Genomic DNA, 26363 nt, shown 5'->3' with positions numbered 1-26363 from the left:
ATGGAATACAAATATGACCGTGATTGGATCTTAGAACCTGTTGGCGGGGATACTGGCCAAGCTTATATCGGGTACAATGATGCCAGTAATGAACGGGTATTTTTAAAACGTAATTCATCTCCTTTCTTAACCATCCTATCGATGGAAGGATTTGCGCCTAAATTAAAATGGACAAAACGTGAGAGTAATGGTGACACGATGACGGCTCAGGATTGGGTCTCAGGTGATGTCTTAAGCCATTATGAAGTGGGTCAACTGCCTGTTGTGAAGTTGATGCACCGTTACCATCATTCAGACAACTTGTACAATATGCTTGTCCGTATCGATGGTGATGTATACGAACCGGAACGCTTTTTACAAGACTACCAAACAGATTTACCAGAAGATTTAGCCAATCATAGCTTACTAGCGAATGTGGAAGCTTGTCTGTGGGATACTTTGTCATTAGTGCAAGGTGTGCGTAAAACGGTATGTCATGGGGATATTAATCGCCGTAATTTTATCCGAGCTGAAGACAATCAATTGTATTTGGTTGATTGGGAAATGGTGAAAATTGCAGATCCTATCTTGGATATCAGCCAGTTGTTAGTCCAATATGTGGACTTCAAGAATTGGGAAGCCTGGTTCGAGTTGTATGGTTTGCGCATTACCGATGATATTTATTTACGTATTGAATGGTATTCGATGTTAAATCTGTTAAATATGATTAAGAAAGATTTCAGAGAAAATCGCTTGATTACCATGAACCACAAAATTTTGAAATTAAAACATATCTATCAAAATCGCTACATTCAAGGTATGCGAGAAATGTAAAAGCTTAGGAAAAGATCGGCTTGTCCGGTCTTTTTTCATGAAAGAGACAATAAAAGGAGGCAATTATGCGCGTAAGAAATAAACCATGGGCAAAAGATGAGATGGCAGAACATAGAGAATATGTGGTACTAGAACCAACAGAATTAAAGGGTAAATGGCAAGCTGAATTCAACAATGATGCACCTATTCGCTTAGAGGTGGGTACAGGTAAAGGTCAATTTATTATTGAAATGGCTCGTCAACATCCTGAAGCGAACTTTATCGGTTTGGAATTACAAGATTCTGTATTGGTAATGGCTTTGGAAAAAGTTTTAGAATACGAAAACATTCCGAACTTGCGATTCGTATTAGGTAACGCCAAAGAGTTAGACCAATATTTTGAACAAGGTGAAATTAACCAATTGTATTTGAACTTCTCAGATCCATGGCCAAAATCTCGTCATGAAAAACGTCGTTTAACCTTCAAAACCTTCTTGGACCAATATAAACATGTCTTAAAAGAAGACGGTTTATTACAATTCAAGACAGACAACCAAGGATTATTCGAGTATTCATTAACGAGCATGTCTCAATACGGCATGGACTTCTTGGAAATCTCTTTGGACTTGCACAATTCTAAGATTGAAGGCAATGTACAAACTGAGTATGAAGAAAAATTCTCACAACGTGGATCACGCATTAACTACATGTTAGCGAAATTCAAATAATTGATGATACGAAAAAAAGCATGCCGCGGCATGCTTTTTTGATTTGAAATTATAATTTGTAGAAGTCTAGGAAGTTACCTGTTGTTGGGTCTGCCATGAATTCATATTGTACAAGTTCGCCGTCTTCTGTGCGAGAGATACCACCGTAGAACACTTCTTGGATTTGACCAAAACGTTCTGCTTCGATTGGTTGTAATTCAATCCATGAGCCTTCGATTGTACCCGGTTCGGTAAATAAGTTTTTAGCGTTTTGTAAAACTTGGTTACCATCAATTTTTTTAGTACGGTCTGCGACAAGGGCACCAACTACGCCACCAATGACTAAGCCGCAACCAAATAAGAATCCTGCTAATAAAACATCGTCGCGTCTATTGATATATTTTTCGTATGACATGAAATCGCTCCTTTGTGTGTTGAGTTTGCATTAGGCAAACCCGTCGAGATGTATTGCTACTACTTTTATTATAACAATCATTTTCTGGAAATAATAGTGATTACACATGAGGCACTATTGCCTGTTTTCAAATACGGGATTTCATACTTGAAATAAAAAAATACGGCAATATAGATGACTATTCATGAATCAAAGCTGCTTACGTTCAAAAATGATCGTTGAAAAGCGGGTGAGTTGCCTCCGCAACTATACCTTTCAGCTAGTTCAGGCATTATCGAATTTGGAGGTGATGTTGTGATTCCAGAATATAAGCCTATTGTGGACGATTTTTCGTTTTCTTACAGAATAAATGCCCATTGTGTAAAGGAATTTTGGGTTGTCCAGAATCCAATTTTATTCTGGTCAACATAGCCTTTTTTTACAGAATGAAAGGTTATTCTGTAAGGATTCAAATTTTTATACACAACCACCAATTATTCGGGACAACTTCACCCATTTTATACAGAATAGCTTACGATTCTGTAATCGTAAGCGCCATTCTTTCTTCCACTGGTTGAGGGCTGAACGCTTTTTTCTCTCATCCTTATAGTCGAGTTCGCTCGGGCAGACAGGTCTCCACTTCAGAGATATTTGCAGCAAGTTTCACTTGCTACTACACATCTCTTCCAGTGTACCTGTCTAAACGCCCTCGTTCTCATCCTGTGAAGTCGAGTTCGAAAAAGCAACCCTCTGCCCACTTCAGAATAGTTTGCGGCACATTGCATGTGCCACGGCACTATTCTAGTTGAGTTCCAAAAGGCAAATCCAATGCCACTTCAGATTAGTTCGTTCCACTCTCTGAGTGTCTCATCACTAATCTTCCAGTGTCTTGGATTAAAACGCCTTTTGTCACATCCTTGCTCCACTGGTTGAGGGCTGAACGCTTTTTCTCTCATCCTTATTTTATTTGCACTTTGTTATGTAAGAGTATATAATTTAGAGGAATATTATCATTTTTATACTAACTGACAGGTCTAGTTGTATCTAGGCTTTTTTATTGGTTATGTTAGTAATTTTTTATTAAATATATTTTAAAATGTGTAAAAAAAGGAGTTTTTTACTGCTATGTGGATTAGTATTTATAATCGAGACGGTGTTGGAGATGTGGTGATGTTCTCGAAGGGGACTTTGTCTAAGGATCTAATCGCTACGTCTACTGTTGGTGACGTTACCCGTATTTATAATCGAGAAACGAAAGAAACGATGGGTTACAACATCCAAAATATTTCTAAGTTAATTCCAATTGAGGGCAAAGGCCGTGTGCAATTATCTCAAGTACAATTGGATTTAATTAATCAAGCTTTGTATGAACAAGGTTTTGAAACAATTCCGTTTGATGATGATCCACGTTTGGTGGTTGCTGAAGTGTTAGAGGTGAAAGACCTTGAGGGTTCAGACCACTTACATATTACGAAAACGCGTATTTCTGAAAACGAAGTTGTCCAAATTGTGTGTGGTGCGCCAAATGTCCGTGAAGGTATGTTTGTCGTTGCTGCGTTGCCAGGGGCTGTAATGCCGAATGGTCAAGTTATTTGGGAAGGTGAATTACGTGGTGTTTCTAGCTACGGTATGTTGACCTCAGCCTTTGAACTTGGTGTTGATCCTGAGCATGTACGAAAAGGTATTTTAGAAATCAAAAATGACGTGCCAGTTGGGACTTCTTTTGATAAAATCAATAGTGAACAATTTGTTGAGGCATAAAGTCCTTGGACAAGTGTCAATTTGATGTATGCCAAGGGTATATGTTCTAGGGGGTGAGTAATTGCGTCAATCAGACGACAACATGAGACATTCAAAGGATAAATGGCAACGTCTTGAAGCGAAAGCTGCCAGCCGAGTTGAACACTTTGTGCCTTTTTATCATAAGGAGAATGCATCATTGTTACGCGAAAAGAATGACAATCCAATTACTTTCCCAAACTATATGAACTGGTACAACCAGGAGGATGATAAGGCATCGAGTCCGCCAATCCCACCAAAACCTGCGTCAAGATCAGTTAATAAGTTGGAAAAACAAAAGGATTTATACCAACAACATAAAGCAGACTATTTTTACCGACCATCATATGGCACGGGCGGAAGAACTTACCAAGAATCAAATAGCGACGAGCAAAATTTGGCGCAACGTCAATCAGTCTTTGATAAGCCTGATGTTGATGATCAGCGTCAGATGAAGTTAAAAAGACTGCGCGAGGAATTGAAGGAATACCAAGAGTACCAACTACGGCGGCCTTTTCAACCTAGCGAAGTCCCGTCGACTTGGCAAAGTAATCGCGAAAGCCATAAACAAGCACGGTCGAAAAATAAGCATAGCTTGCATATTGAAGAGACCCAGTCAGAAGTTACTGCGCGTCCCGCAATTTCAACGAATCAGCCTAGCGATTCGGAGACAAGTGCTCCTAAACGTGGGCATTTGAATCGTGGATTGCAAAGTATCATGGCGGAGGAAAGCAAGATTGGTTTTGACAAGAATGCTTACCGTCGTCAATCAGGGCAATTTTCTTATTTTCCAGGACAGGAAAACAAGGACAGGGCGCCTTTTTTAACCCAAAGAGATAAACAATCTAATCAAGGAAATGGAGATTTTAAGTAGCATGAATAAAGAGTTAACGTACCATTTTACCGGTATCAAAGGATCAGGCATGAGTGCCTTGGCATTGATTTTACATAATATGGGTCTAAACGTTCAAGGTTCAGACCAAGAGACATATTTCTTTACCCAACGTGGTTTAGAAAAAGCAGGTATTGCTTTAATGCCATTTGATGCGGATAACATCAAAGAAGGTATGTTTGTGATTTGTGGGAATGCTTTTGGTGATGACCATCCTGAAATCGTTCGTGCGAAAGAATTAGGTCTTGAAGTAATGCGTTACCACTTCTTCCTTGGTGAGTTAATTAAAGATTATACGAGTGTTGCGATTACTGGTTCTCATGGTAAAACATCGACAACTGGTTTGATGGCACACGTGATGAAAGGTTTGACACCTACAAATTACCTAATCGGTGATGGTACTGGCCATGGTCAAGAAGATGCTGAGTACTTTGTGTTGGAAGCAGATGAATACCGTAAACATTTCCATGCTTACCACCCAGATTACGCTATTTTCACAAATATTGACTTCGACCACCCAGACTACTACGAAAACATTGAACAAGTATTTGAATCAAATACGGTCTTTGCACACCAAGTACAAAAGAAAATCATCGCTTTCGGTGGTGACAGCTACTTGCGTCAATTTGCAGATCAAGATGGTTTAGATGTTTGGTACTACGGTCTTGAAGGCGAAGATAACCAAATCGTTGCATCAAATATTGAATTGGGTACTGATGGTTCTCATTTCGATGTCCATGTAATGGGTGACTACTACGGTCATTTCGACATTCCTACATTCGGTAAACACAATGTATTGAATGCCTTAGCTGTGATTGGTTTCTGCTACTTGGAAAAATTCCCAGCTGAACGCGTTGCGGAAGAAATCCGTAGCTTTGGTGGGGTTAAACGTCGCTTCTCTGAAAAAATAATTGGCGACATGACTTTAATCGATGACTATGCACATCATCCATCAGAAATTCGTGCAACAATCGATGCTGCACGTCAAAAATACCCAGACAAGAAAATCATTTCTGTCTTCCAACCGCATACATTTAGCCGTACAATTGCCTTAATGGATGATTTTGCTGCTGCCTTAGATTTATCTGATGATGTATATCTATGTGAAATCTTTGCGTCTGCGCGTGAAAAAGACAACAAACAAGTGTCTGTTCAAGACTTAGCAAATAAAGTGACAAAACCAGTTAAAGTATTGCCACTTGAAAATGTATCACCATTATTAGACTACTCAGATGCTGTAATGGTATTTATGGGTGCTGGTGACATCATGAAATTTGCGTATGCATATGAAGAACTATTGGCAGATAGCCAAGCATCAACACACTAATTGAATATATAGGCTAGGCATCTTGAATGTCTAGTTCAAAAGGAAGGTCAGTTATATGCTGGCCTTTTTCTGAATCAAAAGACTGCTGAAGGGTGGGCATGATATGGTACATCAAGAAGAGATTATTTTGGAAAAAGACGACCAGTATCAAGATGATATTACGCAAAAGGCGGATAAGTTTGTTTGGTTACATTATGAAAATCCGGACAGGGATGAAGTGAATGAGGTGTTGAATCATTATCATTTACCTGCCCATTTTGGGGAGTACTTGTTTGATAAGTTTGAGACGTCATGGATTGAGTATTATCACAATGAAGAGGGTGAACTATTTACCTATATCATTCTGCAATATCCTTTTGAACGTGAATCGGAACCGGATGCGGTATTCCATACGGCGCCATTGGTGATTGTGATGAGTAAGGATTTGGTGCTGACTTTTGTGACCCATATCAACATGCCGTTCATGTTGGAAATCAAAAATAAACATGTGCCTAGTGGCTTTCCCATTAGCTCATCGTATGCGTTTGTCATGTATATGTTTTTTGAGGTTGCCCAAGCCTATATCGAGGCAAGTAGTGAATTACATGCGACCATCCGCAAAGCTGAGGAAGAAGGCCGTCATTCGACGAAGAATACTGCTTCTTATGCCTTGATTGATGTGAATCGTAGTTTGGTATACATGTCTACAGCGGTTGGCGACAACAGGGATACTTTGGCTGGCATTAACCGCTATTTTACCCATAATGAAAATAATACTTATTATCATGAGCGGGTTTTGAACCGTGTGCAGATTGAGATGCATCAGGCGGAGACGATGGTGAAAAATAATTTGGCGCTGGTTGAAAAGTTGAATGATGTGCTTTCCAATGTGATCTCCAATAACCTGAATGACGTGATGTCGCGTTTGACGATTATTACGATTGTGATGACGGTGCCGACGATTACGGCGGGTCTGTGGGGGATGAATGTGGCCTTGCCATTTGAGGATAATCTGCATGGTTTTTCGATTGTGGTGATTGGGACACTGATTTTATCGATGCTTGTCTACTATATGTTTAAAAAGTGGCAATAAGTATTTGTAAATTTTTTGAAAATGACACTTTCATTGTTTGGATTCTTTAGAAATATGCTAAGATATAACTAGAATATTCAAGGAGGCTACTATGGCTAAACAACGAATTACCAAAGCAGTAATACCAGCAGGCGGTTTGGGTACTAGATTTTTGCCAGCGACGAAAGCTATGGCAAAGGAAATTATTCCAATTTTAGATAAACCTTCTATTCAATTTATTGTGGAAGAAGCGTTAGCAAGTGGGATTGAAGAAATTTTAATCATCACTGGTCGTAATAAACGTTCAGTTGAGGACCATTTCGATGCAAACTTCGACTTAGAAGAAAATCTAATTTCAAAACACAAAGACAAATTGTTGAAATTGGTGCAAGATACTTCATTGTTAAACATCCAATTTAAACGTCAACATTATCCAAATGGTTTGGGTGATGGTGTGTATCAAGCGAAATCTTTCGTTGGCGATGAACCATTCTTATTGTTACTAGGTGATGATATTATGGTGAACGAGGAAGGTGAAGCGCCACTTTCTAAACAAATGATCGACTTCTACGAAACACAATTAACAGATGGTGATGTTTTAATCGCGGGTGCGAAAGTTTCTCCTGAAGAAGCGTCTGCCTACGGTATTATGACTACGTCTGAAAATGGTCATGATGGTATTTATACAATTGAAAAATTGGAAGAAAAACCACAACATGAAACGGAAGAAAAATTGGCTGCATGTGGTCGTTACATTTTAACACCTGAAATTTTCGACGCTATTGAAGCTACTAAAGAAAATGAATTCTCTGGTGAAATCGAGTTAACTGACGCGATTCATCATTTGAATAACGGTTCTAACTTGAAAGCTTTTGATTACAAGGGTGAATGGTACGAAGTAGGGGAACCATTGGGTATGTTGAAAGCCAGCATCCAATTTGCCTTACGTCATGAAGAAACTGCTGACGGTTTCCATGATTACCTTAAAAACACAATTATCCCAAGCTTGAAAGATTAATTTATATATATGTGAAAACGACTGAGCGTCTTCTTATAGACGGTCAGTTGTTTTGTTTTTGATAGGTGAAGGGTTGGTGGCACACCAACCCTTCTTTTTAGTCACTTTCATGATACGACAGTGTGTGTATTTGATTTAAAATATCTTCATCAAAAAAGTGATCAAACAAGTTTCTGTTTGATCACTTTTTTGTATTTATTCATTTCATTATCAACTATTCGTCTTCGTCGTCAATTTCAGGGGTCTGATTGGCTGCGAGGGCTTTGAGCATTTTGCCGGTGTCTGAGTTTTCGTGCCAGCCACTAAAGTATTGGGCTGCCGGTCCGTAGGCGTATACGTTGACGTCTTCGCCGGTGTGGTTGCCGGTGGTCCAACCGGTGTTGGAACGACGGTCTACGATTTCCTTGATGGCATCGGTTAAACGCGATACTTTTTCTTCGTATGTGTAGACGTAGGTGTTATGGATGGCGCGCAATTTATTTTGCTCAGTTGATGAGAGTTCGAATTGGATGTTGTCTTGGATGACTTGTATCCAATCGTTGCTTTCTTGTGTTAATTGGGCGATATGCTCTGGTGTTGATTGGATTTTTCGGATATAAGACGGTAACCAGGAGTCGATGTTGTTGACGCCCATCGTCATTCCGCCGGTCGCATGGTCGGAGGTTGAGATGACAAGGGTGTTGCCGTCCTTTTTCGCAAAATCAATGGCGGTTTCAAAGGCTTTGGCGTAGTCGTCGATTTCACTGATGATGCCGACAATATCCTGATGGTGTGCAGCCCAGTCGATTTGGCTGCCTTCAACCATGAGGAAGAAGCCTTGGTCGCCGGTATTTAGGCGGTCGATGGCGTTGCCAACCATTTCAGCTAGGCTCGGGGTCACGTTGCTCCAACGGTCGACGGCCATGGGTAGGCCAAATTCTGAGAAGAGGCCAAGGACTTGCGGGCTCGTCGAATTCAGTAGTTCTTGTTTGGTGTGGACGATGTCATAGCCGTCTGCTTGGAATTCTTTGGTGAGGTCGCGGTCGGCTCTGATAAAATGGTTACGGCCACCGCCAAGCATGACGTCAATTTTGTGGTTACCGTTGATGGTGTCGTCAAAGTATTGGTTGGCAATTTCCGCGTATTCGGTTCGATTTTGAACGTGTGCGGCGAAACCAGCGGGCGTGGCGTGAGAGATTTCTGCGGTCACGACGATGCCTGTCTTTTTCCCATTTGCCTTAGCTACTTCAAGGGCAGAATCGACGCGTTTCATGTCCGGATCTAGGCCAAGAACACCATTTAGGGTCTTGACGCCAGTGGCCATAGCGGTCGAAGAGGCTGCCGAATCGGTAATGGTTGCCCATGGATCAAGAGAATAGGTCGATTGTTGACCCACCAGATGACGGTTGAAGATATCGGTTTTGCGCAAGTGACCGGGTTCCTGGTTGAGATATTCCCGGTAGGCCGAAGCGAGCGACACGCTCATGCCGTCTGAAACCATGAAGATAATGTTTTTTGCTTGGTGACGATTTTGCCCATCATTGACGATCATATACACTGCATCCTTTCAGCTTTAAATGACATTTCAAGATAATTTACAAGTTTTCTATCGTACAAGGCTATTATATTGTAAAATAGATAAGAATGCGAAAGAAAGAGGGATACAAATGATACGGATCGATGCCGCTGTGTTACATATTTTTGACACCAATACCAACGAAGCTGTCTTATCACAGACATTCTTGGACTATAAAGCGCAATACATGATTGAATATATTGAAAAAATGATGGGGAAAATTATGTACACGTCCCAACAAAAGGTGGGCAAGTTACCTGACAGAAGTCCGGTCAAGGAAATCGTGCAGAACATGCAAACGCCTGAGGACTTTCTTTTTGGCACGCAAAAGCTAACCAATCGCTTCTATAATTTCGTCAAGGTGAATCCGGATATTAAGCCAGCAGACTTGTTGTGGGCAGGATTTTGGTTGGACGAGGAATACTTTGTGGGCATGTTTAAGTTGAACCACAACGAATCTTACACCCACTACGTCGAATACGAAGAAGATAGTTTGAAGAATGATTTGATTATCAACCGTGCGATTTTGCCAAGTCCTACGCAAGCTATTGATGAAGGTTTCTTATATTGCGTTGGTACGGAAGAATATTTCTTGATTGAGAAGAAACACTTGATTGAAGAATATGGCGAACGCATTAATTACTTCAGTGAGATTTTCTTGGATATCCAAACCAATCCAAGTATGAAGGAATCTGTGAATATTATTAAGAAGGCCATTGCGAAAACGGCCAAGAAATTCGGCGAGGATGATTATCAAGATTTAGCTGAAGTGAAACAGATTTTGCATGACACTATTCACGAAAACCAAGCGATTGATAATAAAATGATTGCGGATGCCATGTATGGGGATAATTTTTCACGAAAACAAGCCTACTTTGAGGAAACCAAGGAAAGTGGCTTGGCCGATGAAACACCCTATATGCCAGAATTATTAGGTAATAATATGCAACGTCAAAAATTCAAATTCGAAAATGGGATTGAGTTATCGATTCCACTAGACTTGTTTAATGATCCAGATGTTGTGGAAATCAAGAATAATCCGGATGGTACCTTATCTGTTGAAATTAAGAATATTGAAAAAATCAAAAATATGTTTTAGATCATCCAGGAGGATACGTAACTAATGTGGGAAAAATTTAAAAGCTTGGGTTGGCGTGCAGCCCTAATTGTCTTCTTTATCGTTTACTTATTGACGATACTGATTGTGCCGAATGCGGAGAATGTATTGATTTACTTCCGCTTTATCTTCGCAGCCATCATTATTGTTGGTTTTGTTTTGGAAATCGAGAAACGACGTAAGAAATAAGAGATGTAAAACATCCCCGAACCGGAAAAATGGTTCGGGGATGTTTTTTCATTATGGATGTTTTGAGCGGATTACGGAATGGACCGCCATTCCGTAATATATTGGAAAATCGTTCCAAATGGCGTTTTATTCTGTAAAGAAATGGGTAACTTGTACGGAATGAGATTTTATTCTGTATAGAAATCGGGCGCTGTACTGAATGGATTGCCATTCTGTAAAACATTGGCAGGCTGTACCGAATGGGATTTTATTGTGTAAAGATATCGGGAACTTGTCCCGAATGGCATCTCATTCTGTACAAGAATGCGAAATCGTCCAGAATAAAATCTCATTGTGGAATCGCAGTTTTTCCCCAACTTAGCGAACATAAAAGCCCTCCACCCAAGGACAAAGTTCACTTGGGTGGAGGGCTTTTTATCCTATGAAGTCGAGTTCGCTTGGGCAGACAGGTCTCCACTTCGGAAATATTTGCAGCAATCTGCGCTTGCTACTGCATATTCCAATTGAGTTTCAAAAGGCAAATCCAATGCCACTTCAGATTAGTTCGTTCCACTCTCCGAGTGTCTCATCACAAATCTTCCAGTGTCTTGGAATAAAACGCCTTTTGTCACATCTTAAACTCCAGTGTTACCTGTCTAAACGCCCGCGCTCACATCCTATTATTCTTTGGTATGTGTTTTTACATAAGGAATAACTTCGTCGGCAAATTTGGCGAGTTGTTGGTTCACTTTGTCTGGTTCGTTGCCGTTGTCGATTTCCAAGGTTAGGCGTTGGAAATTGAAGGTTTCGTATTGGTACATGATTTTGTCGATCAAGAGTTGTTTGTCTCCGATTAACATTGGGTGTTTGTATGAACGGGCGTTGACGAAGTCTTGTTTGTTCATATCGATGCCGTGAACGTATTTAAAAGTATGTTGCATTGATTTATAGGATTCACGCATGGCCGTGTTGATGTCGTCGGCGATATAGACTGAACCAGAAATTCCGATTGGCATGGTCGCTGGGTCGAAGCCATTTTGACGTAATGCATTGCGGTAAATATCAACCCGCTTATTAAATAGGTTAGACCCAGTCCATAGGTATGAAAAGTTGGCTGGCAAACCATTTTCCCCAGATTGTTTAGCGGAAGCGGTATGTTGGCCGACTACACGCCATAGTGGCAAGCTGTCATCATATGGTTTTGGATAAAATTGCGCGTTTTCCAAAGCTGGACGGTATTTACCTGACCAAGTGACAGGCTTATTGCTGTTGATTTGTTGTAAAAGGTCTAGTTTTTCGGCGAAAAGTTCGTCGTAGTCACGAATGTCGTAACCGAATAATTGATAGGCTGCATGGCGTGAACCACGGCCCAACAAGATTTCAGCACGCCCGTCAGAAATTTGGTCCAAGGTCGTGAAGTCTTCGTAGACTCTGGCTGGATCGTTTAATGATAAAACGGTTGTGGCACTGGTTAATTTGATTTTTTCCGTTTGCCCCGCGATGGCTGCTAAAATGACGGCAGGTGCACTGGCGATAAAGTCTTCTTGGTGACTTTCGCCGACACCGAACACGTCGTAGCCCATTTGTTCCGCGTCAACGCCTAGTTTCACCATGTTTTTAATGCGGTCGTGTTGGGAGAAAAGACGCTTATTCTCTTCGTTGGGAATATAGTCGCCTAGGGTGATGGCAGCAAATTCCATGCCTGTACTTGTATCAACATATTGGTTCTTCATGACACTATTCCTTTCCAATTCGTAATAATTCTATTTTAACAGGATTTACCAGCTAATCAAGTGGAAAGACCGCCCAAATGTCGGGGAAAAGTAGCATAGATTGACAAGAAAATGACAAGGGGTAAAATGGTATTATGACTGAATAAAGAGAAAAGCGAGGGTACACAATGAAATTTAACGATACATGGGACCTAGACGCCTTATTCCAAGGTGGCGTGACTGGTCAAGCTTTTAAAGATGAATTAGGTAAACTAGCGGACGAACGTGACGCTGTGATTGCGGAAATGGATGCATTCGATGTCAACGCTGAAAACGCAGCAACAACTTTTGCAGACCTACAAGCAAAACGCGATGACTTTGCCAATGGCTTTATGACTGCCATTACTTATGCCAACATGGTGGCGGATGCAGATATGCGCGATGAAGCAGCGACTGCTGCAGTGAATAAATTGCAAACCTTGTTCCAACCTTATGAAATTGCCAGCAAATCAATCAACAAAAAATTGGCCACTTTATCTGATGAGGCTTTCGAGCAATTCTTAGCTGAGCCGAGATTGGCGGAAATCGCGTTTCCATTATCAGAAGAACGCCGCGATGCCAAACGCTTACCAGATGATCAAGCGGAAGCACTTTTATCAGAATTACAAGTAGACGGACTTTCTGGATGGGCAAACACATACGCAACCATTTCGTCTGTGATGACGATTTCAGTTGATTTGGCGGATGGCCACCACGATTTCTCAGTGGGACAAGCTATGAACAAAATGTACGCAGATCCAAATCCTGAAAACCGCGCTAAGATTTTCGAGGCATGGGAAGCAGCATTTACCCAATATGGACCGGTTTTCGCGGACGTATTGAACCACTTAGCTGGTTACCGTTTGACCACTCAAAAAGCGCATGGTTACGCTGATTTCTTAGAAGAACCGCTTGAATATAACCGTATCAAACGCGAAACAGTGGCAGCAATGTGGCAAGCTGTTGCGGACAACAAAGAAACTTTCGTGAAGTTCTTGGATCGGAAAAAAGCTTTGCTAGGCCTAGATAACTTGAACTGGCAAGATGTGGAAACACCGTTGAACTTTGATGATGCCCAACCAACAACCTATACATATGATGAGGCAGCTGACTTTGTACTCGAAAATTTCAGAACCTTTGGGGACAAACTTGCTGATTTCGCACAATATGCCTTAGAAAATCGCTGGATTGAAGCAGAAGACCGTCCTGGTAAACGTCCAGGTGGCTACTCTACAGAACCAATCAACAACGGTGAATCACGTATCTTCATGACCTTCACAGGCTCTCGTAACGATACGCAAACCTTGGCACATGAATTGGGTCACTCATTCCATACAGACGTGTTAAAAGACGAACCTGCGTCTAACCAAGCCTATGCAATGAACGTTGCAGAAACTGCGTCTACTTTTGCGGAACAAATCGTATCTACAGCAACCTTGAAGACAGCAAAATCTAAATCTGAACGTCTACAATTGTTGAATGCAAAATTAGAAAATGCGACTGCTATGTTTATGAACATTCGCTCTCGTTTCCTATTCGAAACTGCATTCTACAAAGAACGCCAAGACGGATTCGTATCTGAATCTCGCTTGAATGAATTGATGTCAGAAGCACAAAAAGAAGCGTTTGGTTCTGCTTTGAACGAAACACACCCACACTTCTGGGCAAGTAAATTACACTTCTTCTTTGATGATGTACCGTTCTACAACTTCCCATACACATTTGGTTACTTATTCAGTTTAGGTATCTACGCTGAATACTTGAAACAACCAGAAAGATTCGAAGAACGTTACATTGCCTTATTGAAAGATACAGGCAAGATGACCACTGAAGATTTAGCGAAAAAACACTTGAATGTTGATTTAACAAAACCAGAATTCTGGCAAGCAGCCATCGACATTCCAGCAGCCGACGTCCAAGCATTCCTAGACGAATCAGCTGACTTGATTTAAGGATTTTGAAAAAGGTGTAGCGAAAGCTACGCCTTTTTTTAAGGAGTTGATGATTTTGATAGTCTTAAAGCTGCTTTTCATCAATAAATAGGGTGCACAATTTTTTTCAACTTATTGTGATGTAAACATTTTTTAGTTATAATGTTGCTGAACAATATATATTTAAATAAACGTATTCAACGTTCATATCGAATCTGGGAGGAGAGCTATGGTATTGGATACTGTGTAAAATGGGGGAGTATCTAATGAAGAAGTTTTTGGGGTCGATTGGACGTATATTATTGGGCATTATAGTTGTTCTAATTATTTTGGCAATATCAATTGTTTTATATCTTCGATATGGTTTCTTTAATAACGAGACGAATGCAAGTTCGACTTCAACAATGGTCGAGGATAGCTTAGTAGAGTTATCAGAATGGGCCACGCTTAAGTTTGAATATCAAAATGTCATTGTCAGTCGGACAGATAAAAGTTTTTCAGTGGCAAACCTACCTGAAATTACTTACGGTGAGGCAATCAAACTAATTGAATATTCGGGCTACTTGAAAGCTGGAACCGATTTATCTCAAGTGGAAGTTACGTATAACGAGGACACTGACCATTTAACTGTAAAAATACCTAAAGCAACTGTTTTGGACAATGTTGTAGAAACTGAAAATATCACCGTAGAAGATGTGAAAGGTAATATACTATCAGACTATGATGATCAGTTAATTTTTGACGAGATAAACGAAAATAAAGCACAAACAGAAAAAGAAAAAGTAGAAGAAGGCCTACTAGATGATGCGGATAAACGAGTAGTGGAATTACTAACATCCTTCCTAACATCTAATGGCTATGAAAGTGTTACAGTGGAATTTAAATAATATAATTTTTGATTTTGATTAAAGAGCTAGGATCATGCAAATCCTAGCTCTTTGTTATAGTATTTTTTAGAAAATAATAATGTAAGCCCTTTATTCGACAATTGATCTTATTAAATTTATATGATCTAATTAAGTATATAAATATTTAAGGGTGGAGGGTTAACATGGTTAATAAATATCGTGTAGAGACGATGATGTATTCAGAGCTTCAACAGAACGCAACTGTCCCTACATTTCAAAGAAAACTGGTATGGTCTCAAAAAGAAAAGAAGAGTTTTATTAAAACGTTAAGTCAAGGGTATCCGTTTGGTGCAATTTTAATTTATAAGTACAAAGATAAAACTGAGTTTTCAATCATTGATGGATTACAGAGATTTACGACAATTCAAGACTATGTTGAGAATCCGGAAAAGTATATTGATTTCAGTGAAATTGTAGAAAGCATGTTATCTGAATTTGGAGAACCATCTTGGCCAGAATCAACAAAAGAAAAAAATAAAAGAGATTATGCTACAGTTATTGAAAAATTTGTTAAGCAATCAAGTCATTCTGATAATTCGACGAGTACACTGTTTGAATTGCTAGAGGAGCAAATCACCGGATTTTCAGATAATATTCAATCAATCACGGATTATCAAAAGTTGGAAGTCTATACTCATCAAATAAAAGATAAGGTAAAAAACAATTTAAACGTGGAAAATCTTCCAATTCCAACTATTATATTTACTGGTGCTGTTGAGGAATTAGCAACTGTTTTTGAAAATCTTAATCGTGGTGGGAAAAAACTGTCTAAATATCAAGTTTTTGCGGCGCAATGGAGTAAACATGAGATTAAACTTTCAGATACACCTTTAAATAAGAGAATTCTAGAAATTACTATACAGCGGTATGAAACGTTGATTGAAGATCGAAAAGTTGAAATCAATAATTTTAGCAGGGAAGATATGGAGGAAGAAAAAACCATAAATGTATCAGAACTATGTTACGCTTTTGGCTATCTAATTCTTGAGAAAATGTCAGTATTTTGGGACAAAGATAATGAAGATCAGGCAAATCAAATTGGCTACTCAACGTTAACTATGCTGTTTGGTATTAAGAATAAAGATATGACTAAGTTAGTAACTTATTTTGATAGGTTTGAAAACTCTGAATTTATTGAAAAATTTGTTGAAAGTGCCTTAGAAATCTTCCGTGAAATTAATGATCGTTTTGCTAAAGTTTTTAAAGTACCAGGGCTTGAAAATGATAAATATTATGGCGGAAGTACGGCAACAAACTTTCAATTGTTATCATTTTTTGGTAGTTTATGGGGTTTAAAATATGAAAATCTACAGAGTGGGAAATTGATAACTAAGCAAAAATATAAAGTGAATTATAAAACTGTTCAACAAAATATGATCAAATATTTCATCTATGATACTGTGATTGGCCGTTGGTCTGGTACGGGAGATACCAGGATGGATGAGATAACAATCTCGGGTGAGAATTATTACCTAAGAGATTTAGAACGAAATCAATTTGAGCAGGCTTTACTAAATTGGCATGATGAAATTGTTGCTAAGAATAGTATTAATTTTGAACCAGTTTCAAAAATGTTGTACACCGTACTTTCTTCATATTATGACCAATATTACAAAGCAGACAAATATGATAGTGAACATGTAATTGCTAGAAAATATTTAAATTCAATTCGAAATGAGACTAATTATCCTATCCCGGGCGGATCTATCGGGAATCATATGTATCTTGATAAATGGAATAATCGTTCAAAGCAAGAATATTCGTTATATGATGCTACTAAACCAGGATATGAATTAAAAGAAGACTTTTTAACATATCAAATATATCCAACAAAAACAGAATTTGGTGAGATAAAATTGGAATTAGAAAGAAAAAATGGCGATTATAGTCAAATTAGAACGACTATTACAAATAGAGGACGAGATTTAATAAATGATCTAATCCAAAAACTTTATGACTAACTAGATTTCTAAAAGACTTTTGTAAACAAACCAAACAAATTGTAAAGCAGGTAGGGTGAATACTTTACCTGCTTTTTACAATGCCCCGAACACCTAAATGATATAATTGAACAAGACGGCTATTTAGCCATTCATTATGAAAAAAGGAGGTACATCCTCATGGAATTTATCCCGGAAATTGATGCTTATATCGAAGCACAAGACGAAGTAGCCCAAGCTGCTTTACACGAGTTGCGCCGCCGTTTGGCAGAAGCCTTACCAACATGCTATGAAAAGATTTCTTACGGCATGCCAACTATCGCTGATAAAAAGGTGGTTTTCCATTATAGTGCTGCCAAGAAACACTTAGGTATTTATCCATTCCCAGAAACCATCGACCACTTCATTAATCAAGTCGGTCAATACCGCACAGGTAAGGGTACTTTGGCCTTTCCTTACGGCACTGAAATCCCTTATGAATTATTGATTACACTGGCACAATACAACTATCAAAACCAAGCCTAAGTAGGTAAAATCGAACGGAGGTAGGGCATGGCAACAGAGGCAAAGAAATTCTTAGGTTACACCAAACAAGAGTGGTCCTGGGTGCTACAAGATACAGGAAACTCAGCATATTCCTTGATGATCACCACAACCATTTTCCCTTTATTTTATAAGGCAGTCGCAGAAGGTGCGGGTATCGCTGACGCGGATTCAACAGCCTACCTGTCCTATGCCAATTCGATTGGGACCTTCCTAGTCGGGTTGATGGCACCAATTCTTGGCTCAATCGCCGAGTACAAAGGCTTCCGTAAACCCATGTTCACCGTAGGTACCGTCCTAGGTATCGTGTCCGTACTATTGATGGCTTTCTCGCCCTCAGGAACCTGGACCTTCGCCTGGCTTGGCCTGCTAGTCCTGTATATCCTGTCGAACGTTGGTTTTTCGTCATCAAATATCTTCTACGATGCATCTTTACTTGATGTGACGGATAAAAAGAGAATGTCTCGCGTTTCCAGCATGGGCTACGGGATGGGCTACATCGGGTCTTGTATTCCTTTCCTAGTGTACATGGTTTTTATGCTAAACATTGACAGCATGCCATTTTCATTAGACTGGTTAACCCGCGCAGCCTTCGTCATGACGGCCGTGTGGTGGTTCGCGTTCACAATTCCTTATTGGCAAAATGTCAAACAAACATCTTGGATTCAACCAACAGCACATCCAATCAGTGATGCTTTCAAGCGTGTGGCCAATACCATTAAAGAAATGGCCCAATATAAGCAATTATTCGTATTCTTATTGGCTTACTTCCTTTATATTGATGGGGTCGGCACAATCATTTCAATGGCAACGGCGGTCGCAACCGACCTCGGCATTGATGCCACCGTGTTGATCGTCGTCTTGCTAATTGTACAAATTGTTGCCTTTCCTTTTACCGTCCTATACGGCTACTTGTCTAAACGTTTCGGCGATAAAATCATGATTTACGTCGGCATCACAACTTACGTGATTATTTGTATTTACGCTTTAAGCATGGAAACAGCGACTGATTTCTTCATCTTGGCATGTATGGTTGGGACGGCGCAAGGTGGGTTACAAGCCTTGTCACGTTCAATGTTTGGGAAATTGGTGCCGGAGGGTAAACACAACGAATTCTTCGGAATCTACAATGTTTTCGGTAAATTCTCCTCTATCATCGGGACAACTTTACTGGGTGTCATTACGCAATGGACCGGCAACTCACTAAATGGTGTTTTCGCCTTAATCGTCCTATTCCTAATTGGTGGTGCCTTACTATTTGGCGTCAAGGAAGATGGTACCAAAGGGTAATTCAGCAATTTTGATAGCTGTGAAAAAGACAGGTATAATGTTTGTACACAAGCAGACACATGCTGAACACCAGAAGGAGGAAAAAAGATGGCAGACTTCAAATTTGAAATCACTGAACACATCGCGCAACTATCCGAAAATAAATCAGGCTGGACCAAGGAACTCACCAAAGTATCTTGGAACGATCGCCCAGCAAGCTACGACCTCCGTACTTGGAGCGAAGACTACGATAAAATGGGCAAGGGTATCACCCTAACCGATGACGAAGTACGCCAACTTCGTGACGCCCTAAACAATTTAGATCTATAAAGAAAAGACTTAAAGCTGCGAGGCTTTAAGTCTTTTTTCATTTATTCAGTGATTTATAAGGAAGAGGGCTTAAGCCCTCTTACATTTTGATGTTTTAGACCGTATTCGGAAGGGGAGTACATCCGTTTATTAAGGATTGTATTTATAGACCATTAAATAACCGGCATTTGATCACTTCAGAGGGCTCTGCTTTCAAAAATGAGAAATTTTACGTCACACAGAGGGCTGTGTGACGCATTTTTTCTCATAAAAGTTCACACAGCCCCTTCAAGTTGCCGGATTTTGGTTATATTGAAATAGAAATACACAATACCGCAAAACCAAGCCGTAGGCTAATATAACATAACAAAAAACGCACCGATCATAAATATCGATGCGTTTCATTATTAAGGACTAAAACTTAGATTGAAAAATCAATTGCTGGGCCAGCTGGTACGATACCATTTGGATTGATGGTAGGGTGGCTACCATAGTAGTGGTGTTGGATATGGTAGAAGTCCACTGTTTCCGCGATACCTGGCAAGTTGTAGATTTCACGTGTGTAACGCCATACATTTTCGAAGTCAGTTAAGTGTTTGATATTGCACTTGAAGTGACCGTAGTATACGTGTTCAAAACGAATTAAGGTCGTGAATAAACGAATATCTGATGTTGTTAATTGGTCGCCCAATAAGTATTTCTTGTCGGCCAAGATTTGGTCCATTTTTTCTAGACCAGCAAATACGTTGGCAACTTCTTCTTCATAAACTTTTTGATCAGTGGCGAAACCAGCTTTGTAGACACCATTATTGATGTTAGGGTAGATGTAATCATCTAGTTCCTTGATTTGGTCACGCAATGCTTCCGGATAAAAGTCACCAGGCGTTGCACCGACTTCGTCGAATGCTTCGTTGAACATAAGCATAATCTCAGAAGATTCGTTATTTACGATAGTGTCAGTCTTTTTATCATACAAAACAGGCACAGTAACACGACCTGAGTAGTTAGGGTCAGCATGTGTATAGACTTGGTATAGGTAATCTGCGTTCAAGATTGGGTCTGCGATAACACCTTGATCCGGCGCAAAAGTCCAACCATTTTCAAGCATATAAGGGTTCACGATAGATAATGAAATGATATCTTCAAGCCCTTTTAATTTACGCATGATTAGGGTACGACTTGCCCATGGACACGCTAGTGAAATGTATAGGTGGTAACGACCAGCTTCAGCCTTGAAACCAGCATCCCCAGTAGGACCAGCTTCACCATCTTTGGTAACCCAACTTCTGAATTGTGAATCTTTACGGACAAAACGGCCACCTGTTGCTTTGGTGTCATACCATTTATCTTGCCAAACGCCATCGACTAATAATCCCATAACACATCTCCTTTTAAAAATTTCGATTTCAAATTATATGGTCATTATAATGGAACAAATCAATATTCTCAAGAATGAGCCATTCCAAGTGAAAATTTTCAGTAATGCTTTAATGACGAAACGGCCAAAGTTAGCTATACTAAACTAGGTATGGTGGTTCACTTAACACCAAAGACTAGTAGAAAAGAGGCTTTACACGTGCAATATGAGGATCTTTCAGCAAAATTACCCCTCCAAGAAGCCGGGAAAATGGTACTGGGCTTAGAGTCAGTCCGCCAGCTCATGGGGCATTTTGACCATCCAGAAAATAGCTTACCGACAATTCATATTGCCGGAACCAACGGCAAAGGGTCAACAGCCAAAATGACCGCCACGATCCTGCAAGCAGCAGGCTACAAAGTGGGGCTTTACACATCGCCTTCATTAGTAGACTTCAACGAACGCATTCAAATCAATGGCGTGAACGTGTCTGACGACCAACTGATGGCCCAAGTAGACCGGATGAATCAAGCCCTTGGACCTGACGAATTATATACAGAATTCGAAATCTTTACCGGACTGGCTTGGCTCGTTTTTCAAGCCGAAAAAGTAGATTTTGTGGTCCTTGAAGTCGGTTTAGGTGGTCGCTTAGATGCTACCAATATCGTCGAAAAACCGCTGGTCACAGCCATCACCAAAGTCGCCTTGGACCATCAACACATTCTTGGTGATACCTTAGCTGAAATCGCTGGTGAAAAAGCCGGCATCATTAAAGCACACGTGCCACTTATTTTATATCCACAAGCACCTGAAGCGGAAGCAGCCATTTTGGCTCAAGCAACCACTATGGCCGCCCCAGTGACCAAAGTGGACTCAGCCGATATCAGCAATTTAGGCGAGACGGCTGATGGTTATCAAGCCTTTGCCTATAAAGTTGAAAATTATCAACTCAGCTTAATGGCACCTTATCAAATCAACAATGCCGCTTTGGCCTTAGAAATTATCACCAAACTCGAAGACCAAGGGATTGTCATTGGCGAACAAGCCAAAAAAGACGGATTGGCCAAGACAACATGGCCGGCACGTTTTGAACGGGTAGCTCAAAGTCCAGATATCATCATTGATGGGTCCCATAATATGGACGGAATCACGAGTTTGACAGAAGCCATCGAAAAATACTATCCAAGCCGTGTTGGTCAAAAAAGGATTGCGATTTTAGGTATGTTGGCGGATAAAGATGTGGCCCATGCGGTTGAAACCGTGGTCCCTCTTTTTGACAAAATTATTACCTTAACGCCACATTCACATCGGGCTTTGCCGGCGAGTGAGTTGGCAGCCATGCTTCAAGCGAATGGGGGTCATGCAAGCGTGGCAAATAGCGATACAGAGGCTTTAGAGATGGCACAAGCCTGTTTGAATGACCAAGATATGTTATGTATTTTCGGTAGTTTTTATTTTGTGGGTTATTTAAGAAAACAAATTTTGCAAGGCTGATTGGGCATTCAATGCTATAATCAAATCAATATTTTACGAAAAGGTAAGAGAAAAAGGTGACAGGAATGGATAAAGAGAGAATTGCACGTGCAGTGAGAGAAATTTTATTGGCAGTTGGGGAAGATCCCGACCGCGAAGGTTTACAAGAAACACCTGAACGCGTTGCGAAAATGTATGCGGAAGTATTCGATGGGTTAAATCGTGACCCGAAAGTACATACGGAAAAAACATTTGCGGAATCAGCGTCTGAATTTGTCTTGGTGAAGGATATTCCTTTCAACTCAACATGTGAACATCATTTGCTTCCAGTAATTGGACAAGCGCATGTGGCCTATATTCCAAATGGCGGTCAAGTGATTGGTTTATCTAAATTGGCGCGTATTGTGGAAGATTATGCTTTACGTCCACAATTACAAGAACGTTTGACCAACCAAGTGGCGGATATTTTAACCAACGAACTTGGGGCACTAGGGGTATTTGTTGTAATTGAAGCGGAACATATGTGTATGACCATTCGCGGGATTAAAAAACCAGGTTCAAAAACAGTTACATATGCGTCACGCGGGATTTATGAAGATCCAACTAAACGCCAAGAAGTATTAAATATGATTCGATTATAATTGTAAAAATAGCAATAAATGATTAAAAGAAAGATGGGTAACAATGTATATTAAACGCTTAAATCAAAACTTCGAATTTCCAGCTGACCATACGTGGATGATGGGGATTTTAAACGTCACACCAGATTCATTTTCTGATGGTGGTTCATACATGACACGCGAAGAAATTATCGCTCAAGCAGAAAAATTAATTGCTGATGGGGCAGATATCATCGATGTTGGTGGAGAATCAACACGTCCTGGCCACGTACCAGTAACCTTAGAAGAAGAGTTAAACCGTGTGGTACCAGCCGTTGAAGCCATTCGTTCATTCTCAGATGTTTTGATTTCAGTTGATACGTGGAAAGAAGAAGTTGCACGCCAAGTCTTGATTGCCGGTGCGGATATCATCAACGACCAATGGGCTGCAACGCGTGAACCAGAAATTGCGCGTGTATGTGCAGTATTTGATGCACCACTGATTTTGATGCACAACCGCGAAGCATACACACCATACACAGACGTGATGGCAGAAATGAAAGTTGATTTACAAAAATCAATTGATATCGCCTTAGACAAAGGGATGAAATACGACCAATTAATCTTAGATCCTGGTGTTGGTTTTGCCAAAACAGAGGACGACAACTTGATGACTATTCAAGGATTACAAGAGTTAACAAGCTTTAATTTGCCAATCCTTTTAGCGACATCAAGAAAAGGTTTCTTGGGTAAATTGGTAGATGTACCAGCCAAAGACCGCGATGTTGCAACATCTGCGACAACTGTATCAGGTATCTTCTCAGGTGCGGATATGGTTCGTGTCCATAATGTGAAAGTAAACAAGGAAGCCGCTGTTGTAGCGGACGCGATTAAACGTGGTTCACTAACAGTCGACTAATCCAGCAAACGCGAAAGGGTGACGGATATGGGGCAAGACAAAATTTATTTAAACAACTTGCAATTTTATGCCAACCATGGCTTATTAGCCGAGGAAACCGTGCTTGGCCAACGTTTTAATATCGATGCTATTCTCTATCTCGATTTGGCGCCGGCTGGAAAATCTGACAATATGCATGATTCAGTGTCCTATGCTGACGTCTATACCGTCATTCAGCAAATCGTCGAACATGAGGCACCCGTGAAATTGTTAGAACGTCTAGCCCATAAATTGGCAGCAACAATCTTGGACGATTTTCCCTTGGTAGAGGCAGTCCTGATTCGCGTGACCAAACCGGATCCGCCAATTCGTGGGATTTATGACAATGTGGCCGTGGAAATCACCCGTGACCGCAACTGGTTAGCCGAACTTAAGTCAGCTGAAGAGGAGGGGAAATAATGTTGCATCAAGCCTTAATCGCCTTGGGGTCTAATATCGAGCCCAAAGTTGATCATCTCCGCAACGCCATTCAAGCCTTCAAAGCGGCTGAGGGCATTCAAGTGACCGCTGTTTCTAGTGTATATGAAACAGTGCCGCGCGGTTATGCCGACCAAGATAATTTTTACAATATGGTCTTGCAGATTGAAACGGACTTGGACCCAGAGACTTTGCTCGCTTTTTGTCAGTCGATTGAGACGATGGAAAAAAGGGTACGTCTCTTCAAAAATGGCCCAAGAACGATTGATGTCGATATTTTGTTGGTCGATGATTTGACTTTAACCGATCCAGATTTATTGGTGCCACATCCGCGCATGCATGAACGCGGCTTCGTATTGATTCCAACGGCTGAAATCGCCGGCGACTGGGAGGTACCTGGTTTTGAGGGGGCAACGATTGCCGATTTAACGGCAGCGCTACCTCAAGTAGAACGCGATGATGTGCGAATCAGCGACAGACAATTGTAGACTTTTGACCAGTGGATTTTGATGGAAAGGAATGGCAGCATGGGTAAAATTGCCTTGAGTATTGTCCAAAGTGTGGACGGATTTATTGCTAATCAAGATGATAGTTTTGACTTTATTGAAGGGTATCCTAGCCCAGAATTGAAAGATTTATCTACGTCTGATGATCCTTATAATCTGGAGGCTTTCTTCGATGCCTATGATATTGTCGTCATGGGTAATGCTTCTTACAAAATGGGTTTTGCCAGCGATTTCCCGAATAAAACGATTTATGTGGTCACCAATCAAGATCGTCCCAATGAAGGGAATCTGCATTTTGTGAAACCAGGCCAAATTGTGAAATTGATGTTGGCTAAGAAGAAGCAAGACCACAATATTTATCTTTATGGTGGTGGTGTGATGCTACAACCATTTATGGCTGCCGATGCCATTGATGAGTATATTATTGGGACTGTGCCGATTATTCTGGGTAAAGGGAAGGCTTTATTCTATGAATTGCCGGATGCTGTGCCCTTACAACTATCACAAGTGGATGTGATTGGTGGTATGACCATTCATATCTATCACCGACGTCCACAGTAAATGAAAAGTATTTCAAAATATTAAATAACATTATTTAAATTGATGACTTAAAAATAACATAGTTAAATGAAATATTTGGTAAACTTAAACGCATGCTTATTCTAAACTATTAAATAGATTTTGGTGTTATAGTTACTTTAAATCTAAGATAAAAGGAAAGGGGCAACATGATGGGAGTAGAACGCATTAAATACTATGGCCCAGAAGATTTGACCTACTCTTCTTATCTCAAGGATTCAGAAGAATTTGCGAAGAATTTTAATATGAAGTTAGAAGAGTTAAATTTGGATGATTTAATTGAAATTTATAATGTTTTAAAATATTTATCAAAGACTAGTTTTAGAATCAACGAATGTATTGATTTTAAGAATACTGCAAATAAATTAATTCGGACATATATATTCAAGAAAGATTTCAAACAATTAGGTATGGAATATAAAACTCTATACGTTTCCTACAAAGAAGATTTTTGGGAAATTATTGTTAATTACCGATTAACTGATAAAATATCAGAAACTGAACTAGTTAGTTTTATCAATGATAATGAAGTTTTTATACTAGATTTATTGAAGCAAAAGGTAATTGTAGATAAATTTAGTGGGATAATAAAACCTATTTTGTTAAATGAACCTAAATACTTTGAGTTTTTTATTACTAAGTATACTTCGATTAATGATGTTGATTATGTCTTTCCAAAAAACATTTCTGATGTTGAAATTAATGGCTGGGCAGACAAGTATTGCGATAGTACAGATGCAAATCCTAATTATTTGCAGCAGATAGTCGAGTGGAGCACAAAACAAAATAAAAAGATTAATGATCAAGTTCGATTGAAGGCTAAAAAAGTTAGAGACAATCAAATGGAAGAAAATTTTGACTTATCTACAGGTTTCAACACATATTACGACATACGGTTTGTTCCAAATCTTGCTGAACATATTAAAATGGAGACTATTGATAGTACTCACCTAAAAATTTATTTTGATAAAACATGGTTAGATGACGAAACAGATACTGCTGTCAAGGACAGTATAAAATTGT

General features: G+C 39.9%; 26 protein-coding genes. 22 read left to right on the top strand and 4 right to left on the bottom strand.

Going from position 1 to position 26363, the window contains the following annotated elements:
- Positions 1 to 813 carry a phosphotransferase family protein gene (locus EF384_RS05410; protein WP_123780025.1) on the top strand — a complete coding sequence of 271 codons (813 nt, stop codon included), beginning with the start codon at positions 1 to 3 and terminating at the stop codon, positions 811 to 813.
- A gap of 65 nt (positions 814 to 878) precedes the next feature.
- Positions 879 to 1520, top strand: a complete 642-nt coding sequence (trmB, locus tag EF384_RS05405; protein WP_123780023.1) for a tRNA (guanosine(46)-N7)-methyltransferase TrmB — start codon at positions 879 to 881, stop codon at positions 1518 to 1520.
- Between the two features lie 49 nt (positions 1521 to 1569).
- Here the strand turns inward: trmB and EF384_RS05400 are convergent, their stop codons facing one another.
- Positions 1570 to 1914: a hypothetical protein gene (locus EF384_RS05400; RefSeq protein ID WP_123780021.1), complete on the bottom strand. Its 345-nt coding sequence runs from the start codon at positions 1912 to 1914 to the stop codon at positions 1570 to 1572.
- 1104 nt (positions 1915 to 3018) lie between these two features.
- Between EF384_RS05400 and ytpR the strand changes: the two genes are divergently transcribed.
- The 5 genes from ytpR to EF384_RS05375 all read left to right on the top strand — a co-directional run bounded on the left by ytpR (position 3019) and on the right by EF384_RS05375 (position 7960).
- Complete coding sequence (gene ytpR, locus EF384_RS05395) at positions 3019 to 3654, top strand: YtpR family tRNA-binding protein (protein WP_123780019.1); 636 nt, start codon at positions 3019 to 3021, stop codon at positions 3652 to 3654.
- A gap of 61 nt (positions 3655 to 3715) precedes the next feature.
- Positions 3716 to 4546 carry a hypothetical protein gene (locus EF384_RS05390; RefSeq protein ID WP_233570044.1) on the top strand — a complete coding sequence of 277 codons (831 nt, stop codon included), beginning with the start codon at positions 3716 to 3718 and terminating at the stop codon, positions 4544 to 4546.
- 1 nt (position 4547) lies between these two features.
- Positions 4548 to 5891 (top strand): UDP-N-acetylmuramate--L-alanine ligase, encoded by a 1344-nt coding sequence (gene murC / locus EF384_RS05385; protein WP_123780017.1) that lies wholly within the window; start codon positions 4548 to 4550, stop codon positions 5889 to 5891.
- 103 nt (positions 5892 to 5994) lie between these two features.
- A complete protein-coding gene (locus EF384_RS05380; protein WP_123780015.1) occupies positions 5995 to 6963 on the top strand; it encodes a magnesium transporter CorA family protein in 969 nt (322 codons plus the stop codon).
- Positions 6964 to 7054: 91 nt separating this feature from the next.
- On the top strand, positions 7055 to 7960 hold the full coding sequence (locus EF384_RS05375) for a UTP--glucose-1-phosphate uridylyltransferase (RefSeq protein WP_123780013.1): 906 nt from the start codon (positions 7055 to 7057) through the stop codon (positions 7958 to 7960).
- 214 nt (positions 7961 to 8174) lie between these two features.
- Here EF384_RS05375 and EF384_RS05370 read toward each other — a convergent pair whose 3' ends face one another.
- Entirely contained in the window at positions 8175 to 9491 is a 1317-nt protein-coding gene (locus EF384_RS05370) for an alkaline phosphatase (RefSeq protein ID WP_123780011.1), read from the bottom strand.
- A gap of 115 nt (positions 9492 to 9606) precedes the next feature.
- Between EF384_RS05370 and EF384_RS05365 the strand changes: the two genes are divergently transcribed.
- Positions 9607 to 10614 carry a nucleoid-associated protein gene (locus EF384_RS05365; protein ID WP_123780009.1) on the top strand — a complete coding sequence of 336 codons (1008 nt, stop codon included), beginning with the start codon at positions 9607 to 9609 and terminating at the stop codon, positions 10612 to 10614.
- A gap of 24 nt (positions 10615 to 10638) precedes the next feature.
- Positions 10639 to 10821: a hypothetical protein gene (locus EF384_RS05360; RefSeq protein WP_123780007.1), complete on the top strand. Its 183-nt coding sequence runs from the start codon at positions 10639 to 10641 to the stop codon at positions 10819 to 10821.
- Between the two features lie 659 nt (positions 10822 to 11480).
- On the opposite strand, the gene EF384_RS05355 is transcribed toward EF384_RS05360, so the two are convergent.
- A complete protein-coding gene (locus EF384_RS05355; RefSeq protein WP_123780005.1) occupies positions 11481 to 12533 on the bottom strand; it encodes an LLM class flavin-dependent oxidoreductase in 1053 nt (350 codons plus the stop codon).
- Positions 12534 to 12700: 167 nt separating this feature from the next.
- Here EF384_RS05355 and EF384_RS05350 point away from each other — a divergent pair, with 167 nt between their 5' ends.
- The 6 genes from EF384_RS05350 to EF384_RS05325 all read left to right on the top strand — a co-directional run bounded on the left by EF384_RS05350 (position 12701) and on the right by EF384_RS05325 (position 19472).
- Entirely contained in the window at positions 12701 to 14503 is a 1803-nt protein-coding gene (locus tag EF384_RS05350) for a M3 family oligoendopeptidase (protein ID WP_123780003.1), read from the top strand.
- A 245-nt stretch (positions 14504 to 14748) separates the two neighbouring features.
- Complete coding sequence (locus tag EF384_RS05345; RefSeq protein ID WP_158607413.1) at positions 14749 to 15369, top strand: DUF4230 domain-containing protein; 621 nt, start codon at positions 14749 to 14751, stop codon at positions 15367 to 15369.
- A 164-nt stretch (positions 15370 to 15533) separates the two neighbouring features.
- Positions 15534 to 17351: a GmrSD restriction endonuclease domain-containing protein gene (locus EF384_RS05340; protein WP_123779999.1), complete on the top strand. Its 1818-nt coding sequence runs from the start codon at positions 15534 to 15536 to the stop codon at positions 17349 to 17351.
- 159 nt (positions 17352 to 17510) lie between these two features.
- Positions 17511 to 17855 (top strand): iron chaperone, encoded by a 345-nt coding sequence (locus tag EF384_RS05335; RefSeq protein WP_123779997.1) that lies wholly within the window; start codon positions 17511 to 17513, stop codon positions 17853 to 17855.
- A gap of 27 nt (positions 17856 to 17882) precedes the next feature.
- Positions 17883 to 19163 carry an MFS transporter gene (locus tag EF384_RS05330; protein ID WP_123779995.1) on the top strand — a complete coding sequence of 427 codons (1281 nt, stop codon included), beginning with the start codon at positions 17883 to 17885 and terminating at the stop codon, positions 19161 to 19163.
- 87 nt (positions 19164 to 19250) lie between these two features.
- Positions 19251 to 19472 (top strand): YdbC family protein, encoded by a 222-nt coding sequence (locus tag EF384_RS05325; RefSeq protein WP_123779993.1) that lies wholly within the window; start codon positions 19251 to 19253, stop codon positions 19470 to 19472.
- A gap of 400 nt (positions 19473 to 19872) precedes the next feature.
- Here EF384_RS05325 and EF384_RS05320 read toward each other — a convergent pair whose 3' ends face one another.
- Positions 19873 to 20829 (bottom strand): glutathione S-transferase family protein, encoded by a 957-nt coding sequence (locus EF384_RS05320; protein ID WP_123779991.1) that lies wholly within the window; start codon positions 20827 to 20829, stop codon positions 19873 to 19875.
- Between the two features lie 198 nt (positions 20830 to 21027).
- Between EF384_RS05320 and EF384_RS05315 the strand changes: the two genes are divergently transcribed.
- From EF384_RS05315 to EF384_RS05285, 7 genes are all read left to right on the top strand, one after another.
- Positions 21028 to 22302: a bifunctional folylpolyglutamate synthase/dihydrofolate synthase gene (locus tag EF384_RS05315; RefSeq protein WP_123779989.1), complete on the top strand. Its 1275-nt coding sequence runs from the start codon at positions 21028 to 21030 to the stop codon at positions 22300 to 22302.
- Positions 22303 to 22367: 65 nt separating this feature from the next.
- Positions 22368 to 22922: a GTP cyclohydrolase I FolE gene (gene folE / locus EF384_RS05310; RefSeq protein WP_123779987.1), complete on the top strand. Its 555-nt coding sequence runs from the start codon at positions 22368 to 22370 to the stop codon at positions 22920 to 22922.
- 43 nt (positions 22923 to 22965) lie between these two features.
- The gene (folP, locus tag EF384_RS05305; protein WP_123779985.1) at positions 22966 to 23799 is read left to right on the top strand and encodes a dihydropteroate synthase; all 834 of its coding nucleotides are present in this window, start codon (positions 22966 to 22968) and stop codon (positions 23797 to 23799) included.
- A 27-nt stretch (positions 23800 to 23826) separates the two neighbouring features.
- Positions 23827 to 24237, top strand: a complete 411-nt coding sequence (gene folB, locus EF384_RS05300) for a dihydroneopterin aldolase (protein ID WP_123779983.1) — start codon at positions 23827 to 23829, stop codon at positions 24235 to 24237.
- Positions 24237 to 24743, top strand: a complete 507-nt coding sequence (gene folK / locus EF384_RS05295) for a 2-amino-4-hydroxy-6-hydroxymethyldihydropteridine diphosphokinase (RefSeq protein WP_123779981.1) — start codon at positions 24237 to 24239, stop codon at positions 24741 to 24743. Before folB ends, folK begins: the two co-directional genes overlap by 1 nt.
- Before the next feature lie 39 nt (positions 24744 to 24782).
- Entirely contained in the window at positions 24783 to 25322 is a 540-nt protein-coding gene (locus EF384_RS05290; RefSeq protein ID WP_123780059.1) for a dihydrofolate reductase family protein, read from the top strand.
- 170 nt (positions 25323 to 25492) lie between these two features.
- A partial coding sequence (locus tag EF384_RS05285) for a hypothetical protein (RefSeq protein ID WP_148076700.1) occupies positions 25493 to 26363 on the top strand: 871 nt, incomplete at its 3' end.

Source organism: Aerococcus agrisoli (assembly GCF_003797145.1).
GTDB lineage: Bacteria > Bacillota > Bacilli > Lactobacillales > Aerococcaceae > Aerococcus > Aerococcus agrisoli.
Note: the sequence above shows the minus strand (reverse complement) of the source record. Positions and strands in the feature narration are given on the sequence as shown.

Excerpts from the sequence above, each read along its gene's own strand:
- EF384_RS05410 (WP_123780025.1), top strand. The coding sequence starts at position 1 with ATGGAATACAAATATGACCGTGATTGGATCTTAGAACCTGTTGGCGGG.
- trmB (WP_123780023.1), top strand. The coding sequence starts at position 879 with ATGCGCGTAAGAAATAAACCATGGGCAAAAGATGAGATGGCAGAACAT.
- EF384_RS05400 (WP_123780021.1), bottom strand. The coding sequence starts at position 1,914 with ATGTCATACGAAAAATATATCAATAGACGCGACGATGTTTTATTAGCA.
- ytpR (WP_123780019.1), top strand. The coding sequence starts at position 3,019 with ATGTGGATTAGTATTTATAATCGAGACGGTGTTGGAGATGTGGTGATG.
- murC (WP_123780017.1), top strand. The coding sequence starts at position 4,548 with ATGAATAAAGAGTTAACGTACCATTTTACCGGTATCAAAGGATCAGGC.
- EF384_RS05380 (WP_123780015.1), top strand. The coding sequence starts at position 5,995 with ATGGTACATCAAGAAGAGATTATTTTGGAAAAAGACGACCAGTATCAA.
- EF384_RS05375 (WP_123780013.1), top strand. The coding sequence starts at position 7,055 with ATGGCTAAACAACGAATTACCAAAGCAGTAATACCAGCAGGCGGTTTG.
- EF384_RS05370 (WP_123780011.1), bottom strand. The coding sequence starts at position 9,491 with ATGATCGTCAATGATGGGCAAAATCGTCACCAAGCAAAAAACATTATC.
- EF384_RS05365 (WP_123780009.1), top strand. The coding sequence starts at position 9,607 with ATGATACGGATCGATGCCGCTGTGTTACATATTTTTGACACCAATACC.
- EF384_RS05360 (WP_123780007.1), top strand. The coding sequence starts at position 10,639 with ATGTGGGAAAAATTTAAAAGCTTGGGTTGGCGTGCAGCCCTAATTGTC.
- EF384_RS05355 (WP_123780005.1), bottom strand. The coding sequence starts at position 12,533 with ATGAAGAACCAATATGTTGATACAAGTACAGGCATGGAATTTGCTGCC.
- EF384_RS05350 (WP_123780003.1), top strand. The coding sequence starts at position 12,701 with ATGAAATTTAACGATACATGGGACCTAGACGCCTTATTCCAAGGTGGC.
- EF384_RS05345 (WP_158607413.1), top strand. The coding sequence starts at position 14,749 with ATGAAGAAGTTTTTGGGGTCGATTGGACGTATATTATTGGGCATTATA.
- EF384_RS05340 (WP_123779999.1), top strand. The coding sequence starts at position 15,534 with ATGGTTAATAAATATCGTGTAGAGACGATGATGTATTCAGAGCTTCAA.
- EF384_RS05335 (WP_123779997.1), top strand. The coding sequence starts at position 17,511 with ATGGAATTTATCCCGGAAATTGATGCTTATATCGAAGCACAAGACGAA.
- EF384_RS05330 (WP_123779995.1), top strand. The coding sequence starts at position 17,883 with ATGGCAACAGAGGCAAAGAAATTCTTAGGTTACACCAAACAAGAGTGG.
- EF384_RS05325 (WP_123779993.1), top strand. The coding sequence starts at position 19,251 with ATGGCAGACTTCAAATTTGAAATCACTGAACACATCGCGCAACTATCC.
- EF384_RS05320 (WP_123779991.1), bottom strand. The coding sequence starts at position 20,829 with ATGGGATTATTAGTCGATGGCGTTTGGCAAGATAAATGGTATGACACC.
- folE (WP_123779987.1), top strand. The coding sequence starts at position 22,368 with ATGGATAAAGAGAGAATTGCACGTGCAGTGAGAGAAATTTTATTGGCA.
- folP (WP_123779985.1), top strand. The coding sequence starts at position 22,966 with ATGTATATTAAACGCTTAAATCAAAACTTCGAATTTCCAGCTGACCAT.
- folB (WP_123779983.1), top strand. The coding sequence starts at position 23,827 with ATGGGGCAAGACAAAATTTATTTAAACAACTTGCAATTTTATGCCAAC.
- folK (WP_123779981.1), top strand. The coding sequence starts at position 24,237 with ATGTTGCATCAAGCCTTAATCGCCTTGGGGTCTAATATCGAGCCCAAA.
- EF384_RS05290 (WP_123780059.1), top strand. The coding sequence starts at position 24,783 with ATGGGTAAAATTGCCTTGAGTATTGTCCAAAGTGTGGACGGATTTATT.